22 protein-coding genes are annotated in these 16,615 nt (G+C 71.0%); 4 read left to right on the top strand and 18 right to left on the bottom strand.

Going from position 1 to position 16,615, the window contains the following annotated elements; translation table 11 throughout:
- From FNH05_RS13155 to FNH05_RS13135, 5 genes are all read right to left on the bottom strand, one after another.
- Positions 1-290 (bottom strand): YdcF family protein (locus FNH05_RS13155; protein WP_342781553.1); only part of this gene is annotated, 290 nt, incomplete at its 3' end.
- Positions 291-309: 19 nt separating this feature from the next.
- Positions 310-915 carry a response regulator transcription factor gene (locus FNH05_RS13150; protein ID WP_144587891.1) on the bottom strand — a complete coding sequence of 202 codons (606 nt, stop codon included), beginning with the start codon at positions 913-915 and terminating at the stop codon, positions 310-312.
- A complete protein-coding gene (locus FNH05_RS13145) occupies positions 912-2,108 on the bottom strand; it encodes a sensor histidine kinase (protein ID WP_246127697.1) in 1,197 nt (398 codons plus the stop codon). Before FNH05_RS13145 ends, FNH05_RS13150 begins: the two co-directional genes overlap by 4 nt.
- Positions 2,109-2,120: 12 nt before the next feature.
- Complete coding sequence (locus FNH05_RS13140) at positions 2,121-2,846, bottom strand: ABC transporter permease (protein ID WP_144587889.1); 726 nt, start codon at positions 2,844-2,846, stop codon at positions 2,121-2,123.
- Positions 2,843-3,790 (bottom strand): ABC transporter ATP-binding protein, encoded by a 948-nt coding sequence (locus FNH05_RS13135; protein ID WP_144587887.1) that lies wholly within the window; start codon positions 3,788-3,790, stop codon positions 2,843-2,845. Before FNH05_RS13135 ends, FNH05_RS13140 begins: the two co-directional genes overlap by 4 nt.
- 104 nt (positions 3,791-3,894) lie before the next feature.
- Between FNH05_RS13135 and FNH05_RS13130 the strand changes: the two genes are divergently transcribed.
- Together FNH05_RS13130 and FNH05_RS13125 are read left to right on the top strand one after the other, a co-directional pair.
- On the top strand, positions 3,895-4,455 hold the full coding sequence (locus FNH05_RS13130) for a helix-turn-helix domain-containing protein (protein WP_144587885.1): 561 nt from the start codon (positions 3,895-3,897) through the stop codon (positions 4,453-4,455).
- 10 nt (positions 4,456-4,465) lie between these two features.
- Positions 4,466-4,984 carry a GNAT family N-acetyltransferase gene (locus FNH05_RS13125; RefSeq protein ID WP_144587882.1) on the top strand — a complete coding sequence of 173 codons (519 nt, stop codon included), beginning with the start codon at positions 4,466-4,468 and terminating at the stop codon, positions 4,982-4,984.
- A gap of 81 nt (positions 4,985-5,065) precedes the next feature.
- Here the strand turns inward: FNH05_RS13125 and FNH05_RS13120 are convergent, their stop codons facing one another.
- Complete coding sequence (locus FNH05_RS13120; RefSeq protein WP_144587881.1) at positions 5,066-6,454, bottom strand: glycine--tRNA ligase; 1,389 nt, start codon at positions 6,452-6,454, stop codon at positions 5,066-5,068.
- A gap of 151 nt (positions 6,455-6,605) precedes the next feature.
- Between FNH05_RS13120 and FNH05_RS13115 the strand changes: the two genes are divergently transcribed.
- Both FNH05_RS13115 and FNH05_RS13110 read left to right on the top strand, forming a co-directional pair.
- Positions 6,606-7,016: an ArsR/SmtB family transcription factor gene (locus tag FNH05_RS13115; protein WP_144587879.1), complete on the top strand. Its 411-nt coding sequence runs from the start codon at positions 6,606-6,608 to the stop codon at positions 7,014-7,016.
- A gap of 100 nt (positions 7,017-7,116) precedes the next feature.
- On the top strand, positions 7,117-7,521 hold the full coding sequence (locus tag FNH05_RS13110; protein ID WP_144587893.1) for a Fur family transcriptional regulator: 405 nt from the start codon (positions 7,117-7,119) through the stop codon (positions 7,519-7,521).
- On the opposite strand, the gene FNH05_RS13105 is transcribed toward FNH05_RS13110, so the two are convergent.
- From FNH05_RS13105 to FNH05_RS13050, 12 genes are all read right to left on the bottom strand, one after another.
- Complete coding sequence (locus tag FNH05_RS13105) at positions 7,518-8,252, bottom strand: TIGR03943 family putative permease subunit (protein ID WP_144587877.1); 735 nt, start codon at positions 8,250-8,252, stop codon at positions 7,518-7,520. The genes FNH05_RS13110 and FNH05_RS13105 overlap by 4 nt on opposite strands.
- The gene (locus FNH05_RS13100; RefSeq protein WP_425458443.1) at positions 8,249-9,253 is read right to left on the bottom strand and encodes a permease; all 1,005 of its coding nucleotides are present in this window, start codon (positions 9,251-9,253) and stop codon (positions 8,249-8,251) included. The genes FNH05_RS13105 and FNH05_RS13100 overlap by 4 nt, the downstream gene beginning before the upstream one ends.
- A gap of 22 nt (positions 9,254-9,275) precedes the next feature.
- Entirely contained in the window at positions 9,276-9,692 is a 417-nt protein-coding gene (locus FNH05_RS13095; RefSeq protein ID WP_144587873.1) for a hypothetical protein, read from the bottom strand.
- Complete coding sequence (locus FNH05_RS13090; protein WP_144587871.1) at positions 9,689-10,543, bottom strand: isoprenyl transferase; 855 nt, start codon at positions 10,541-10,543, stop codon at positions 9,689-9,691. The genes FNH05_RS13095 and FNH05_RS13090 overlap by 4 nt, the downstream gene beginning before the upstream one ends.
- A 40-nt stretch (positions 10,544-10,583) precedes the next feature.
- A complete protein-coding gene (recO, locus tag FNH05_RS13085) occupies positions 10,584-11,342 on the bottom strand; it encodes a DNA repair protein RecO (protein ID WP_144587869.1) in 759 nt (252 codons plus the stop codon).
- Between the two features lie 35 nt (positions 11,343-11,377).
- Positions 11,378-11,827, bottom strand: coding sequence for a CD225/dispanin family protein (locus FNH05_RS13080; RefSeq protein ID WP_144587867.1), 450 nt, complete (start codon positions 11,825-11,827; stop codon positions 11,378-11,380).
- Positions 11,828-11,970: 143 nt separating this feature from the next.
- Complete coding sequence (gene era / locus FNH05_RS13075) at positions 11,971-12,864, bottom strand: GTPase Era (RefSeq protein WP_144587865.1); 894 nt, start codon at positions 12,862-12,864, stop codon at positions 11,971-11,973.
- Positions 12,861-13,196 (bottom strand): cytidine deaminase, encoded by a 336-nt coding sequence (locus FNH05_RS13070; RefSeq protein ID WP_144587863.1) that lies wholly within the window; start codon positions 13,194-13,196, stop codon positions 12,861-12,863. Before FNH05_RS13070 ends, era begins: the two co-directional genes overlap by 4 nt.
- Positions 13,197-13,198: 2 nt before the next feature.
- On the bottom strand, positions 13,199-14,518 hold the full coding sequence (locus FNH05_RS13065) for a hemolysin family protein (RefSeq protein ID WP_144587861.1): 1,320 nt from the start codon (positions 14,516-14,518) through the stop codon (positions 13,199-13,201).
- 3 nt (positions 14,519-14,521) lie between these two features.
- Positions 14,522-15,067, bottom strand: a complete 546-nt coding sequence (ybeY, locus tag FNH05_RS13060; RefSeq protein ID WP_144587859.1) for an rRNA maturation RNase YbeY — start codon at positions 15,065-15,067, stop codon at positions 14,522-14,524.
- 5 nt (positions 15,068-15,072) lie between these two features.
- Entirely contained in the window at positions 15,073-16,152 is a 1,080-nt protein-coding gene (locus FNH05_RS13055; protein WP_144587857.1) for a PhoH family protein, read from the bottom strand.
- An 89-nt stretch (positions 16,153-16,241) separates the two neighbouring features.
- Positions 16,242-16,598: a histidine triad nucleotide-binding protein gene (locus FNH05_RS13050; protein WP_144587855.1), complete on the bottom strand. Its 357-nt coding sequence runs from the start codon at positions 16,596-16,598 to the stop codon at positions 16,242-16,244.
- Positions 16,599-16,615 lie beyond the last annotated feature (17 nt).

Below are 16,615 nucleotides of genomic sequence, written 5' to 3'. Positions count from 1 at the left end.
GTGTAGGCGTCCCCGACCTTGTTGCCCCCGGCGGTGACGATGACCTTGGCGACCCCGGCGTCGTAGAGCTGCTTGGCGTGGCGCAACCGCGCCTCGAAGATCGGCGACGGCTTCCCGTTGTACTGCGCCGCCCCGAGCACGACGATCATGTCGGCGGGCGCGCGGTCGTCGACGCGGGCCACCTGCCACACGCGGAACGCGGTTCCCCCGAGAACCAGCACGACGACCAGTGCGGTGCCGAAGAGTGTGCGGCGCAACCAGACAAGGCCCGCCGTCCTGAACTTCCCCATCGGCCCCATCTTCGCACGGTCACAGCCACCCGTTCCCCTCGGCGAGCCGTACCGCCTCGGCGCGGGTGCGCGCCCCGGTCTTGCCGATCGCGGCGGAGAGGTGGTTGCGCACCGTGCCCTCCGACAGGTGCAGCCGCCTGGCCACGTCGGCGACGGTGCCGCCGTCGCTGGCCGCCCGCAGCACCTGCAGCTCGCGGCCGGTGAGCGGACTGGCCCCGTGGACGAGGGATTCGGCCGCCAGCGCGGGATCCACCACCCGGAGTCCGTTGTGGACACGGCGGACCGCGTCCACGAGCTGCTCGGGCGGGGAGTCCTTGACCACGAAACCGGACGCCCCCGCGGCCATCGCCCGCGCCAGGTAGCCGGGCCTGCCGAAGGTGGTGCAGATGATGATCCGGCACGCGGGCATCGCCGCGTGCAGTTCGGCCGCGGCGGTCAGCCCGTCCTTGCCGGGCATCTGCACGTCCAGCAGCGCGACGTCCGGTGCGGACTCCTTGGCCGCCGCCAGCACCGCGTCCCCCGAGCCGACCTGCGCCACCACCTCGAGATCGGGTTCCAGGCCCAGCACGGTGGCCAGTGCACCCCGCACCATCGCCTGGTCGTCGGCCAGCAGCACCCGGATCACGACGCCACCTCCAGCGCCGGCTTCACTTCGGCCCGCACCAGGAACCCGCCGTCCGCCCGCTGCCGCGCGTGCAGCGTGCCCCCGACCGCGGCCAGGCGCTCCGCCAGTCCCCGCAGGCCGTTGCCGCTCGCGTCCGGCGCGGCGCCGACCCCGCCGACCCCGTCGTCCTCGATCTCCAGCCACGTCCTGCCGAACCGCACCTTCACCTGCCGGGCCTGCGCATGCCGCAGCACGTTCGTCACCGCCTCCCGCAGCACGTACCCGAAGGTCTGCTGCAGCTCCGGGCGGACGTTGTCCACCGCCTGCGGCAGTTCGGCCTCGATGTCCGCGGCCCGCAGCGCCGCCTTCGCCCCCACGAGTTCGGCCGACAGCGACACCTCCCGGTAGTCCGAGACGGTGGCCCGGACATCGGACAGCGCACTGCGGGCGAGCCCTTCCACCTCGCCGATCTCCGTGACGGCGCGCTCGGGGTCGTTCCCCGTTTCCAGCACCCGGCGCGCCAGTCCCGCCTTCACGGTGATCGTGGTGAGGCTGTGCCCGAGGATGTCGTGCAGATCCCGCGCGAGCCGTTCCCGCTCGGCCGTCACGGCCAAGGTGGCGATCTCCTGGTTGGCCGCCCGCAGGCTGCGCACGGTGGTGATCAGCCTGCCGATCGAGAACAGCGCGCTGCTCACCCCGATCACCGCGGCGAGGTCGCCGGGTGAGCCGTGCTGGCCGGTTTGCAGGAGCACCAGGACCACCGCCGCGGCGAGCGAGGTCCCGCCCAGGGCCAGGGTCCAGATCGGCGGCAGCGCGAAGGACATCACCGTGACCACGTAGATCAGCAGGTACACGCTGCCGTCGGTCTCCAGCAGCAGCATCAGCCAGGCCAGCAGCAGCATGACCAGGCAGAAGGACAGCCGGACCGCCAGCGGGCGCGGCCGCAGCAGCATGAACGGGAACAGGACGTAGCCGGCGCCGTAAACGGTGTTCAGCACCACCGAGAAAACGCTCCACCCGACGGAAAGGTCACCGGAGACCGCGCCCTGGACCGTGGGGACCAGCACCGGCAGGTAGAACAGCACCGCAGGAATCAGCCAGCGGAGATTCGATCCCGGTCTTCCCCAGAGGCCGGGAGCGTTGTCGCTCCACAGGCCAGGAGGATTGTCGCTCCACAGGCTGTTGTCCCACTCGCGACCACGCTCGCCCGCCACCGGTTCTCCTCGCTAAACCCGAGCCGAATCCCTACGGTATCGCCGCACCACGGCGAAGGAGAGGACTACCGTCCAGATCCCCAGCATCAGCGCGGCACGCCCGAGACTGGTGGACAGCTGGCTGGTCACCGCCCCGCGGCCGACCTGCCCCATCCAGTAGCTGGGCAGTACGTGCGCGATGTTGAGCAGCCAGTCCGGCATGGCCTCGATCGGGATGAAGATCCCGCCGATCAGGGCCATCGGCAGCATGACCAGCTGGGTGATCGGCTGGGTGGAGTCGGCCGTGCCGACCTGCCCGATCAACAGGCCGAGCAGCGCGAACGGGATCGCGGCGAGCCACACCCCCAGGGTGACCCGAAGCCAGCCCGAAGCATCCAGCCGCACGCCCTCGGCGAGCGCGCCGACCAGCGGGACGACGATCACCGGGACCAGCGCCAGCGTCATGCCGGTGACGGCCTTCGCGGCGAGGTAACCGGGACCGGACAGCGGCGTCAGCCGCAACTGCCGTTGCCAGCCCGCCTGCCGTTCGATGGCGACCCTGGAGCCGTTGAACAGGGTGGAGGACAGCGCGCCGAAGGCGGTCATGCTCACCATCAGCGCGGCCCTTTCCTCCGGCTGCTTGGCGAAGATGCCGACGTAGAGCAGGAAGAGCAGGACGGGGAAGGCCATGGTGAAGATCAGGTACCGCGGCGAACGCAGCACGCGGCGGATTTCCAGGATCAGATAGGTGAGGCTCATCGGGTGGTCTCCTCGTCGGAGGTGAGGGAAAGGAAAGCGCCTTCGAGGCCGATCGCGGTGATCTCGATGTCACGCACCGCGGGGAAGGCGGCCAGCAGGGCGCGCAGGGTGGCGTCGGAGTCACTGCTGGACACCGCGATCCGGTCGCCGCGCACCTCGTACTCGGTCACCCCGGGCAGGACGGAGACGGCGGCGGAGGTGGCACCCGGCGCGACCGCCCGCAGCGTCCGGCCGCCCGCCAGGGCCCGGACCTCGGCCACCGAGCCGTCGGCCACGATCCGGCCCGAGCGCATCAGCACCACGCGGTCGGCGAATTCCTCGGCCTCTTCCAGGTAGTGCGTGGCGAACAGGACGGTGCGGCCGGAGTCGGTGAAGGTGTGCATGGATTTCCAGAACTCGCGGCGGCTGCCCACGTCCATCGCCGCGGTCGGCTCGTCCAGCACGAGCAGATCGGGATCGCTGACCAGCGCGATGGCGAAGCGCACCCGCTGCTTCTGGCCGCCCGAGAGCTTGGTGCTGCGGCGGCCCGCCAGTTCCTCGACCCCGGCACGGCGCAGTGCCTCGGCCACCGGTATCGGCTTGCGGTGCAGGGACGCGACCAGGCCGACCAGCTCGCCGACCGTGGCGTCCTCCAGCAGCGCGCCACCCTGGAGCATCGCGCCGATCGCCCCCTCGGCGATCGCTTCGGCGGGTTCGCGGCCGAACACGCCGACCTGGCCGGCGTCGGGCCGGGTCAGGCCGAGGATCATGTCGACGGTGGTCGACTTGCCCGCACCGTTGGGGCCGAGCAGGGCGACCACCTCGCCGGGGGCGATCGTGAGGTCGATGCCGTCGACCGCACGAACCTCGCCGTAGTGCTTACGCAGCCCGGACAGGGCCACCGCGGCGCCCTGCCGGACCGCCGCGTCCCTGGTTGCGGGAACGGGTGTGCCGGTTGTGTTCATGGTCATCAGCGTGCCGCGGCAACGGGCCCGGCGAGCAGGCCGCCGATCATGGCTTGGGCATGACAACTGTCATTACTTCCCGGATTTGAGATATATTCTCTGTCATGAGAGATGATCTGGATCGGCAGCTGGCCGACCGGTTGAGCGGGCTGCGGGCCGAACGCGGATGGTCACTGGAGAGGCTGGCCGAGGTGTCGGGGGTGAGCCGCTCGACCCTGTCGCGCATCGAACGGGCCGAGATCAGCCCGACCGCGGCCCTGCTCGGCCGCCTCTGCACGGCATACGGGCGGTCGATGTCGCAGCTGCTCAGCGAGGTCGAAGCCGACCCGCCGGTGCTGCTGCGCGCCGCGGACCAGCCGGTGTGGACCGATCCGGAGACCGGCTTCACCCGGCGCTCGGTCTCCCCGCCGCAGCCGGGGCTGCGGGCCGAAGTCCTCGAAGGCGTCCTGCCCGCCGGTGCGGTCATCGCCTACCAGGCCGCCGCCCGGCCCGGACAGGAACAGCATCTCTGGCTCACCGAAGGCGTCCTGGAACTCACCGTCGGCGGCGAGCTCCACGAGCTTCGCGCCGGGGACTGCCTGCGGTTCCACGTCCGGGGCGGCACCCGGTTCCACTCCCCCGGCCCCGGCGCGGCCCGCTACACGCTCGTCATCGTCCTGCCCTGAGGAGAACACATTGCCTGCCATCACCCCGCTCGATGCCGAGGAACTGCCCGAGACGGCGCCCGGACTGGCGCGGCTGCTGATCGATTCCGTCGACGGCGGCGCCTCCGTCGGCTTCTTCGCCCCGCTCGACTTCACGACCGCCTTGCGCTGGTGGCTCGCCCTGGAGGCACCGCTGCGCGATGGAAGCGCGCGGATCTGGCTGGCGCGCCAGGAAGACCGCGTCGTCGGCACCATCGGGCTCCGCCTGACCGGCTACCCGACCGGCCGCCACCGGGCCGAGGTCTCGAAACTGCTGGTGCACCGCGACGTCCGCGGACAGGGGCTCGGCCGTACGCTGCTGGCGCACGCGGAACGGGAGGCCCTGGCGCAGGAACTCACCCTGCTCTTCCTCGACACCGAAACCGGCAGTGTGGCCGAGAACCTCTACCGCCGCTCGGGCTGGACCCCGGTCGGCACCATCCCCGACTTCGCCCACGATCCCAGGGGCGCTCTCAGTCCCACCACGATCTTCTACAAGCACCTGGTCTGACCGCGCAAGGGCCGTGAAGGGTCCCTTCACAGCCGTTTCGACTGTGAAGGGACCCTTCACGGCACTCGCCGGGGCTGGGGGTCAGCAGCCGAGGAGGCGGCCGGCCAGGTAGGCCTCGACCTTGTCGATGGCCACGCGCTCCTGGGCCATAGTGTCGCGCTCGCGGACGGTCACGGCCTGGTCCTCGAGGGTGTCGAAGTCCACCGTCACGCAGAACGGGGTGCCGATCTCCTCCTGGCGGCGGTACCGCTTGCCGATGGAACCGGCGTCGTCGAAGTCCACGCTCCAGTGCTTGCGCAGCGCGGCCGCGAGGTCCTTGGCCTTGGGCGTGAGGTCGGCGTTGCGGGACAGCGGCAGCACCGCCACCTTGTACGGGGCCAGCCGGTAGTCCAGTTGCAGCACCACTCGCTTGTCCACGCCACCCTTGGCGTTGGGCACCTCGTCCTCGTGGTAGGCGTCGAGCAGGAACGCCATCATCGGGCGCCCGACACCCGCCGCCGGCTCGATGACGAACGGCCGGTACCGCTGACCGGTGGCCTGGTCGAAGTAGGACAGATCCACCCCAGAGTGGTTCGAGTGCGTGGTGAGGTCGAAGTCGGTGCGGTTCGCGATGCCTTCGAGCTCACCCCATTCCTGGCCCGAGGAGAACCCGAAGCGGTACTCGATGTCCACCGTCCGCTTCGAGTAGTGGGACAGCTTCTCCTTCGGGTGCTCGTAGTGCCGGAGGTTCTCCCGGCGGATGCCCAGGTCGGTGTACCACTCGGTGCGCAGGTCGATCCAGTACTGGTGCCAGCGCTCGTCCTCGCCCGGCTCGACGAAGAACTCCATCTCCATCTGCTCGAACTCGCGGGTGCGGAAGATGAAGTTGCCCGGGGTGATCTCGTTGCGGAAGGACTTGCCGATCTGGCCGATGCCGAACGGCGGCTTCTTGCGCGAGGTGGTCTGCACGTTGAGGAAGTTGACGAAGATGCCCTGCGCGGTCTCCGGGCGCAGGTAGTGCAGGCCTTCCTCGCTCTCCACCGGGCCGAGGAAGGTCTTGAGCATCATGTTGAACTCGCGCGGCTTGGTGTACTGGCCACGGGTGCCGCAGTTCGGGCAGGGCACGTCGGACAGGTCGTCCTCGGTGGCCGCCTTGCCGGTGCGCTCGGCGTAGTCCTCGGCGAGCTGGTCCGCCCGGAACCGGCGGTGGCAGGACAGGCATTCGATCAGCGGGTCGTGGAAGGCGTTGACGTGCCCGGAGGCCACCCACACCTGGCGCGGCAGGATCACCGACGAGTCCAGGCCCACGACGTCGTCGCGGTTCTGCACCATGGTCTTCCACCACTGGCGCTTGATGTTGTCCTTGAGCTCGACCCCGAGCGGTCCGTAGTCCCACGCCGACCGGGTACCGCCGTAGATCTCCCCGCTCGGGAAGACGAAGCCACGGCGCTTGCACAAGCTGACGACGGTCTCAATGGTGTTGGCGGGCACTCCACGCTCTCCATAGATGCGGGGACGGTTATCTGATAGTCCAGCGTATCCGGCCCATCCCGCGGACCCGCGAGGGGCTTGACAGATCGACGGGGAAACGATTAGCGACCACTAGGATGGGGGAACACCCCACGACAGGCTGGAGAGCGACATGCCGACGGCGAGCCCGGACGCGGCCGTCCCTGGATTGCCGGACGAAGTGCATGCCGCCGGGCCGGCTCAGCCGCCCGCCCCGGCACCGCCGTCCCCGACACTGGCCGCCGCCGGAGAGCTGCTGCGCGCGCTGTCGGCCCCGGTGCGGATCGCGATCGTGCTGCAGTTACGCGGCGCCGACCGGTGCGTGCACGAGCTGGTCGACGCGCTCGACGTGACCCAGCCGCTGATCAGCCAGCATCTGCGGGTGCTGAAGGCGGCCGGGGTGGTCAGCGGCCAGCGGCGGGGCCGCGAGGTCGTCTACCGGCTGGTCGACGACCACCTGGCGCACATCGTGCTGGACGCGGTGGCGCATGCGCAGGAGTCGGACGGCGGGCACGACGTGAAGGCACAGGAGGAGGGCGCATGAGTCACGATCGGCCGCCCCAAACTCAGGCGCCCGACCAGGTGCGGGTGCCCCGCAAGACACAGGAGGGCGTGTGAGCAGCGTCGCGCGAGACAGGGCTCCGATGCCCGGCCGCCGCTCGACGAAGCAGCGGGCGGCCGTGGTGGAGCTGCTGGCGGAGATCGACGATTTCCGTTCGGCACAGGAACTGCACGACGAGCTGCGCAAGCGCGGTGACGGGATCGGCCTGACCACCGTCTACCGCACGCTGCAGTCGCTGTCCGACGCCGGGGAGATCGACGTGCTGCGCACCGGCTCCGGCGAGGCGATCTACCGTCGCTGCTCCTCGCACCACCACCACCATCTGGTCTGCCGGTACTGCGGCAAGACCGTCGAGGTCGAGGGCCCGGCGGTGGAGCGCTGGGCGGAAAAGGTCGCGGCCGGGAACGGTTTCTCCGAGATCGCGCACACCGTGGAGATCGTCGGCACCTGCGCCGAGTGCGCGGCCACTCGCCGGAGCCGGCCCTAGTCCTCGTACGGGTCCTGGGGGGCGGGGACGGGGTGCAGGCCGGTGACGACGAGGTCGGCGGTGTAGCGGTTCGCGGCGGTGGCCGTGCCGGGCACGATCCGCCCGGTCACCTCCAGCCAGGTGTCGTCGGCGTACCGGCCCGCGCCGAGGCGGTCGAGCCGGACGGTCAGCGGGTAGGCGTCGGCCGCACAGCAGGTGATCTTCATCCGCGCCAGCAGCACGGCGCCCCTGCTGTGCGTGACGAATCCGGTCAGCCGGACCGTGCGGTCGTTGAGCGAACCGCCCGGGTCCCAGCCCGCGCGGGTGACGAAGTCGGTCATCGTCAGCGGGACCACGTCCCCGGCGGGCAGCGGCGGGAACGCCGCCGAGGCCTGCGGCGCGGGGGCGCGTGCCGGGGTGGTGGTCACCGAGTAGGCGCCGAGCGCGGGCGGGGCGACCAGGAACGCCGCCAGCACCGGCAGCACCAGCAGCCACGCGGACCGGGGCGGGCCGTGGACGTGCCCGTCCTCCGGCTCGTGGTCGTGATCGTCCCCGTGACCGCCGCCTTCCCGGGCGGCGAGCACGTCCCGCCCGATCGCGACCGCGCCGAGCAGCACCATCACGGCCCCGCCCGCCAGTACCCACGGCAGCTGCCCGGGCTTGACGTAGCGCAGGTAGTCCCCGGTGATGCCGATCTTCAGCAGTGCCCCGCCCAGCAGGACGAGCAGGATGTTCTGGGTCTCCCGCCTCACCGCGCACCGCCGATCAGCGGCACCCCCACCGCGACGGCGCAGCACACCGCCACCGCGAAGGTCACCGGCGCGAACCGCATCGCGAAACGCCGCCCGAAGGTCCCCGCGTGCAGCGCGAACAGTTTCACGTCGATCGCGGGCCCGACCACCAGGAACACCAGTTTCGGCAGCAACGGCAACGCCGCCATCGAGGCCGCCACGAACGCGTCCGCCTCGCTGCACAGTGCCAGCAGGACGGCCAGCACGGCCATCACCGCCACCCCGAGCACCAGCTGGGCGCCCAGCACGTCGAACCAGGACCGCGGCACGAGCACCCCCAGCGCGGCCGAGATGAGCCCGCCGAGGACGAGGAAACCACCCGCCTCCACCAGGTCCGTGCGCGCCGTCTCGGCGAAGGCGCGCCAGCGTCCGCCCTCCGCCGGGTCCGGCACCCGGCTCAGCGCACGGGCCACGATCCAGTCCGGATTGCCCCAGCGCGCCCACAGCAGCCCCATCACCACCGCGGTGGCGAAGGAGCCGAGGAACCGCGCCAGCACCATCTCCGGCCGCCCCGGAAAGGCGACCGCGGTGGCCACCAGCACCACCGGGTTCACCGCGGGCGCGGCGAGCAGGAAGGTCAGCGCCGCCGCGGGCGCCACGCCCTGCCCCATCAGCCGCCGCGCCACCGGCACCGAAGCGCACTCGCAGCCGGGCAGCGCCACCCCGGCCAGCCCGGCCACCCCGACCGCCGCACCGGTGTGGCGCGGCAGCACCCGCCGCAGCGTCCTGGCGGGGACGAACGCCGCGATCGCTCCGCTGATCAGCACCCCGAGCACGAGGAACGGCAGCGCCTGCACGCACACCGCGACGAACACGGTGGCCCCCGTGCTCAGTGCGGGCACGTCCAGCACGTCCCGCAGCCACGACTGGCCCAGGATCGCCACCACCAGCAGCGCGCAGAGCACCTCCAGCGAGGTGATCCGGCGCCGGGCACGCGGCTGGGCGGTGGCTTCGCCGGTCACGCCTTCCACCCCGGGCGCCCGCTCAGCCCTCGACCGGCACCAGTTCGCCCCGCAACTGCGAAGCGGTGGACACCACGAGCATCAGCAGCGTCCCCAGCGCCGTGGGGTCCAGCCCCTGCGCCGGGAAGGCGTACCGCAGGGTCAGATCAAGGCCGCGGTCGGTGTGGCTCACGCCGAGGGTGCCGAACAGGCCCCGCCCGGCGCGCTCCGCCGCCGAGGCCGCCACCCCGGGCTGGTCCGGCAGGTCCCAGGCCACCACGCAGGTCAGGCTCAGCACGGTGAGCCCTTCGGCGAGTTTCGTCGACTGGATCACGCACGGCACCCCGGCGTGGGAGAAGGTCAGCGCGCCGTCGTCGTCGACGTTCACCTCGAGGTAGCGCTCCAGCGCCTCGCGGGCCCGGGACAGCAGCTCGGCGGTGTCGGACGCTTCAGTGCTCATGACGCTCCCTGATCCGAAGTGGCCGCGCTCGCGCCGTCGGCTGCGCCGGCCGTGTTGTCCACGGCGCCGCCGAAACGGCGGTCCCGCTTGGCGAACTCCAGGCAGGCCGCCCACAGCTGCCGCCGGTCGAAGTCGGGGAACAGGGTGTCCTGGAAGACGAACTCGGCATAGGCCGACTGCCACAGCAGGAAGTTCGACGTCCGCAGCTCCCCGGAGGGCCGGAGGAAGAGGTCCACGTCCGGCATGTCCGGCTGGTACAGGTACCGGGCGAGCATCCGCTCGTCGACCTTGTCCGGGTTGATCTTGCCCTCGGCGGCCAGTTTGGCGATGCGGCGGGTGGCGTCGACGATCTCCGCCCGGCCGCCGTAGTTCACGCACATCGTCATGTTGAGCAGCGTGTTGTCCTTGGTCTTCTCCTCGGCGACCTGCAGCTCCTTGATCACGCTGCGCCACAGGCGCGGCGCCCGCCCCGCCCACCGGATGCGCACCCCGATCGAGCCGAGGTAGTCCACCTGCCTGCGAATGGTGTCGCGGTTGAAGCCCATCAGGAAGCGCACCTCTTCGGGGCTGCGCTTCCAGTTCTCGGTGGAGAAGGCGTACACCGACAGCCACTTCACGCCCAGCTCGACGGCACCGCTGGCGACGTCGATCATCACGGCCTCGCCGCGCTTGTGCCCCTCGATCCGGGGCAGGCCCCGCTGGTTGGCCCAGCGGCCGTTGCCGTCCATCACCAGCGCGACGTGCCGGGGCACCAGCTCCGCGGGGATCCGCGGCGGGCGCTCCCCCGACGGATGCGGGTCCGGCGGCCGCAGCACTGTTTCCGTCGCGGCCCGGCGTCCCCTGCCCAGCACCTGATTCGCCTCCCATGCCTCACTTTTTCCGCAGACGACCTTACTTGCCTCCCGCGGGCGCCTCCCGGGCGCGCCTCTCCACGAGCGGCAGCGACCGCAACTGGCGCTCCAGATGCCACTGCAGATGCGCGGCGACCAGGCCGCTGGCGTCCCGCCGGGTACCGGGCACGGAGGCCTCCGCGATGTCCCAGTCGCCGTGCAGCAGCGCCTCCAGCAGCACCAGCACCTCGGCGGCGGGGTGCACCGAGCCGGGGGCGCGGCAGTTGCCGCACAGCGACCCGCCCGCCTGCACGCTGAAGGCGCGGTGCGGGCCGGGCAGGCCGCACCGGGCGCATTCGGTGATGGCGGGCGCCCAGCCGGCGAAGGCCATCGCCCGCAGCAGGAACGCGTCGAGCACCAGCGAGGCGTCCCGCTCCCCCTCCGCCAGCGCCCGCAGCGCGCCGGTGACCAGGAGGTAGAGCCGCATCGCCGGGGCGCCCTCCTCGGCGGTGAGCCGGTCGGCGGTCTCGGCGATCGCGCTGGCCGTGGTGTAGCGCTGGTAGTCGCCGACCAGCGGCAGCGCGAACGCGTCCACGGTCTGCACCTGGGTGATCACGTCGAGCGTGCGGCCGGTGTAGAACTGCACGTCGACGTGCCCGAACGGCTCGAGGCGCGCGCCGAAGCGCGAGGTGGTCCGGCGCACGCCCTTGGCGACGGCGCGCACCTTGCCGTGCCGCCGGGTGAGCAGGGTGATGATCCGGTCGGCTTCACCGAGCTTGTGGACCCTCAGCACCACTCCGGTGTCGCGATAGAGGCTCACCGGTCCATGGTCTCACCCGGTACCGACAGGAAGCGTCAGTAGTAGGCGCGGGCGGTGGCGGCCGTCAGGACGACGATGAGGATGCCGATGACGATCCCGGCCGCACCGATGATCGTGGCGACCAGGCACAGCGTCTTCGCCGACTGCGACGCCTGCTGGGCCATCGGCAGGTTGCCCTGGGCGAGGTAGTTGTCGACCTCGTTCGACTTCATGATGGCGAAGATCGCGACGATCCAGCACAGGAAGATGGACCCGATCGCCCACCCCTTGTAGTTGGGGATCACCTGGCCGGGCGCCGCGAACCCGGGCTGCGCGTAGCCCTGGGGATACGGCGACTGCGCGTAGGGCTGCTGGGGATAGGGCTGCTGCGGGTACGCCCCCTGGCTGTACGGCGCGGGAAGCCCGCCGGACGGCGGGCCGTATCCGGGCTGCGGCACGCCCGGCTGCTGGCCGTAAGGGTTGGGCTGGCCGTAAGGGTTGGTCATCTCGCTCCCCCTCTTCGATGATCGCGGCGACTGCGCGGACAGTACTCGACCATAACCGCACCGGCGCCGGTAGCCCGCCGTTCCGTGGCGAAAGCGAGACCTGAGGCCGGATGCCCGAAAGGGCGGAGCCGCTCGCGGCGCCCTCAGAAGCCGAGGCGGCGCAGCTGTTTGGGGTCCCGCTGCCAGTCCTTGGCCACCTTGACGTGCAGGTCGAGGTACACCTTGGTGCCCAGCAGCGCCTCGATGTGCCGCCGCGCCTGCGAACCCACGGCCCGCAGCCGCTCGCCCCGGTGCCCGAGGATGATGCCCTTCTGGCTGGGCCGCTCCACGTACAGGAAGGCGTGCACGTCGATCATGTCGTCACGGCCTTCGTGGGGCAGCATCTCCTCCACGGTGACCGCGATCGAGTGCGGCAGCTCGTCCCGCACGCCCTCCAGCGCCGCCTCCCGGATCAGCTCCGCGACCAGCGTCTGCTCCGGCTCGTCGGTGAGGTCGCCGTCCGGGTAGAGCTGCGGGCCCTCGGGCAGCCGCGTGACCAGCAGGTCCTCCAGCTGCTTGACCTGGAAACCGTCCACCGCCGACACCGGGATCAGCTCGGCGAAGGACATCACCTCCTGCAGGGCGAGCAACTGCTCGGCGACCTGCTGGGGGGCGGCGAGGTCGGTCTTGGTGACGATGCCGATCACCGGGGTGCGCCGGGCGATCTTGGTCAGCTCGGCGGCGATGAACCGGTCGCCGGGGCCGACCTTCTCGTCGGCGGGCACGCAGAACCCGACCACGTCCACTTCGGACCAGGTCTCGCGCACGATGTCGTTGAGCCGCTGGCCGAGCAGGGTACGCGGCCGGTGCAGGCCGGGGGTGTCCACGATGACCAGTTGCGCGTCGTCGCGGTGCACGATGCCGCGCACCGCGTGCCGGGTGGTCTGCGGTTTGCTGGAGGTGATCGCGACCTTGCTGCCGACCAGCGCGTTGGTCAGGGTCGACTTGCCCGCGTTGGGGCGGCCGACGAAGCAGGCGAATCCGGAGCGGTGGGTCACCGGAGCACTTCCTGGACTTCCCCCTTGGGATCGGCACGGAAGATCGGCGCGGCGGGCGCCAGATCCCGCACCGCCTGCACCGAGGCGCCGGACACGAGCGGCTCGGCGGTGCACACGGCCGCGGCCTCCAGGCCCTCGGCCCCGCTCGACACCGCCGCCGCGATCGCCGCCTGCAGCGCGGTGATCTTGAAGGACGGCAGGTCGACGGTGCACGCGGCGTAGGTGCGTCCGTCGGTGTCCCGCACCGCGGCACCTTCGGCCGCCTGGGTCCGGGCCCTGGCCGACCGGGCGAGAATGACGATCTTCTCGTCTTCCGGCTCCAGCTCAGACATCCTCAACGCTCCTGTCCTTGGTCATGGCTTCCGGTAGGCACCCTACGTCCGGCGATGGTGTCGTCCACCGCGCGGACCACCACAGTGGTGATGCGCATCCGCCCGCGCCGGTCCTTGCCGCCTTCGGCGTGCAGCCGCAGACCGTCGACCTCGGCCTCCGCCCCGGGCAGCGGGACCCGGCCGAGCCGCTGGGCGAGCAGGCCGCCCACCGTCTCCACGTCGTGGCCGGACAGGTCCAGGCCGAACAGCTCGCCGAGGTCGTCCACACCCAGCCGGGCCGCAACGCGCACCGACTTGTCGTCGAGGTGCTCCACCGGGGGACGTTCCTCCAGATCGGACTCGTCGGTGATCTCCCCGACGATCTCCTCCAGGATGTCCTCGATGGTCAGCAGTCCCGCGGTGCCGCCGTACTCGTCCACCGCGATCGCCATGTGGTTGTGCGACAGCTGCATCTCGCGCAGCAGTTCGTCCAGCCGCTTGGAGTCCGGGACGAACGTGGCCCCGTACATGAGTTCGCGGACGGGCCGGGTGGCCCCGTCGTCCAGCGACGCCCGCACCAGGTCCTTGAGGTTGACCACGCCGACGATGTCGTCGACGGACTCCTCGATCACCGGGATGCGGGTGAACCCGGTGCGCAGCGACAGCGCCAGCGCCTGCCGGACGGTCTTCTCCTGCTCGATCCACACGATTTCGGTGCGCGGCACCATGACCTCGCGGGCCACCGTGTCCCCGAGCTCGAACACCGAATGGATCATCTCGCGTTCGGCGGGCTCCACCACGCCGCGCTCCTGCGCCAGGTCGACCAGCTCGCGCAGCTCGATTTCCGAGCTGAACGGGCCTTCCCGGAAGCCGCGTCCCGGCGTGATCGCGTTGCCGACGAGGATGAGCAGGCGGCTGAGCGGGCCGAGGACCGAGCCCAGGACCCGCACCGGCCACGCCACGATCATGCCCACGCGGTAGGGGTGCTGGCGGCCCATCGTGCGGGGCCCCACCCCGATGATCACGTAGCTGACCACGACCATGACCACGGCCGCGACCAGCAGTGCGAGCCATTCGGGGCCGAACCAGCGCGGGAACACCACGGCGACGAGCACCGTCGCCGTGAGTTCGCACGCCATCCTGAGCAGGAGCAGCAGGTTGATGTGACGCCGCCGTTCGGCGACGACGAGGGCCAGTTGCCGTGCGCCGACCCGGCCGAGCCGGACGAGCCCGTCGACCCGGGCCGGGGACACGGTGCTCACCGCGGCCTCCGCGGCGGCGAACACCCCGCCCAGCAGGATCAGCGCGACCGCGATGACCAGCAAACCGGCGGAGGTCGCCATCTGCTAGGCGTCCTCCTGGGCGCCGTCGAGACCGGCGGCGCCGAGCAGCCGGTCGTCGTTGCTGCGCTGCGCGTCGCGCCGCTCCGCCGCCGCCACCGCGGCCTTGAAGTCGGCGAGAATGCGCTTCTGCAGCCCGAACATCTCACGTTCCTCGGCCGGTTCCGCGTGGTCGTAGCCGAGGAGGTGGAGCACGCCGTGCACGGTGAGCAGATGCAGCTCGTCGAGCAGCGAATGCCCCGCGGTGCGGGCCTGGTCCTTCGCGAAGGCCGGGCACAGCACGACGTCCCCGAGCAGCGCGGGTGAGGTGTCACCGGCGTCGGGGCGGCGTGCCGAGTCGAGCTCGTCCATCGGGAAGGCCATCACGTCCGTGGGGCCGGGCAGGTCCATCCAGCGTTCGTGCAGGTCGGACATGACGTCGAGGGTGACAAGCACGACGGACAGCTCGGCGAGCGGGCTGACCTCCATGCGGTCGAGGGCGAAGCGGGCGGCGGAGACGATGGAGGCCTCGTCGACCGCCATCCCGGACTCGTTGGCGATTTCGATGCTCATGGTGGTTAGCGGCGGCCCTTCCAGCCGTTGCCGTTGCCGGCGTCCTGAACGGCCTGCCATTTCTCGTAGGCGTCGACGATGTCGCCGACCAGGCGGTGCCGTACCACGTCGTGACTGGTGAGGGTGGCGAAGTGCAGGTCGTCCACGCCTTCGAGGATCTCCCGCACCACCCGCAGGCCGCTGCGCTGCCCACTGGGCAGGTCGACCTGGGTGATGTCACCGGTCACCACGATCTTGGAGCCGAAGCCGAGCCGGGTCAGGAACATCTTCATCTGCTCCGGCGTGGTGTTCTGGGCCTCGTCGAGGATGATGAAGGCGTCGTTGAGGGTCCGGCCGCGCATGTAGGCCAGCGGGGCGATCTCGATCGTGCCCGCCTGGATGAGCCGGGGGATCGACTCCGGGTCGACCATGTCGTGCAGCGCGTCGTAGAGCGGCCGCAGGTACGGGTCGATCTTCTCGGACAGCGTGCCGGGCAGGTAGCCGAGCCGCTCCCCGGCCTCGACCGCGGGCCGGGTGAGGATGATGCGGGTGACCTGCTTGGCCTGCAGGGCCTGCACCGCCTTGGCCATGGCCAGGTAGGTCTTGCCGGTGCCCGCGGGGCCCACCCCGAACACGACGGTGTGCCGGTCGATGGAGTCGACGTAGCGCTTCTGGTTCAGCGTCTTGGGGCGGATGGTGCGTCCGCGGCGCGACAGGATGTCCAGGCTGAGCACGTCCGCCGGGGATTCGCCGCTCTCGGTGGAGAGGATGCCCACGGTGCGGCGCACCGTGTCCGGGCCGACCTGCTGCCCGCGCGCGGCCAGCGTCACCAGTTCCGCGAACACGCGTTCGGCGAAGGCGACGTCCGCCGGGGCCCCGGTGAGGGTGACCTCGTTGCCGCGGACGTGCACGTCGGCGTCCAGGAGTTCCTCGGCGACGCGCAGGTTCTCGTCGCGGGACCCGAGCAGCGTGAGTACCGCCGCTTCCGGGATCGGGAACCTGGACTGCGCGCTCTTGGTGGCGATCTCGGTGACGTCCGGGGTGGTCTGCGGGACGTCCTCGGGGATCTCGGATCGGGCGGCTCCACCCTGTGCGGTTCCGGCCACGTGCTTTCGGGCCTGCTTTCTGCGCGTGCGCTACTCGACGGTGTTGTCAACCATGATGCTAGCGGTCCGCACCCGCTTGACGCAGGTGGTTAGTTGTACCGCCCGAACAGCCCGAGTTGTTCCCCGCCGAGCACGTGCGCGTGGACGTGGAACACGGTCTGGCCGGCATCCTGGTCGGTATTGAACACAACGCGGTAACCGGTGCCGCTGATTCCCTCCAGCTCGGCGACCTTGGCCGCGGTGGCGATCACGTCGGCCAGCAACTGGGGGTCGGCGTCGGCGAGCTCGGCGACGTTGCGGTACCGCTTGCGGGGCACCACCAGCACGTGCACCCGGGCCTGGGGGTTGATGTCCCGGAAGGCGAAGGTGGTCTCGTCCTGGTACACCACGTCCGAAGGCAGCTCACCCGCGATGATGCGCTCGAACAACGTCTCCGCGTCACTCATGCGCCCGACCCTATCGC

This window comes from Amycolatopsis rhizosphaerae (assembly GCF_007713715.1).
Classification (GTDB): Bacteria; Actinomycetota; Actinomycetes; order Mycobacteriales; family Pseudonocardiaceae; genus Amycolatopsis_E; species Amycolatopsis_E rhizosphaerae.
This window is presented reverse-complemented; position numbering and strand designations above follow the sequence as displayed.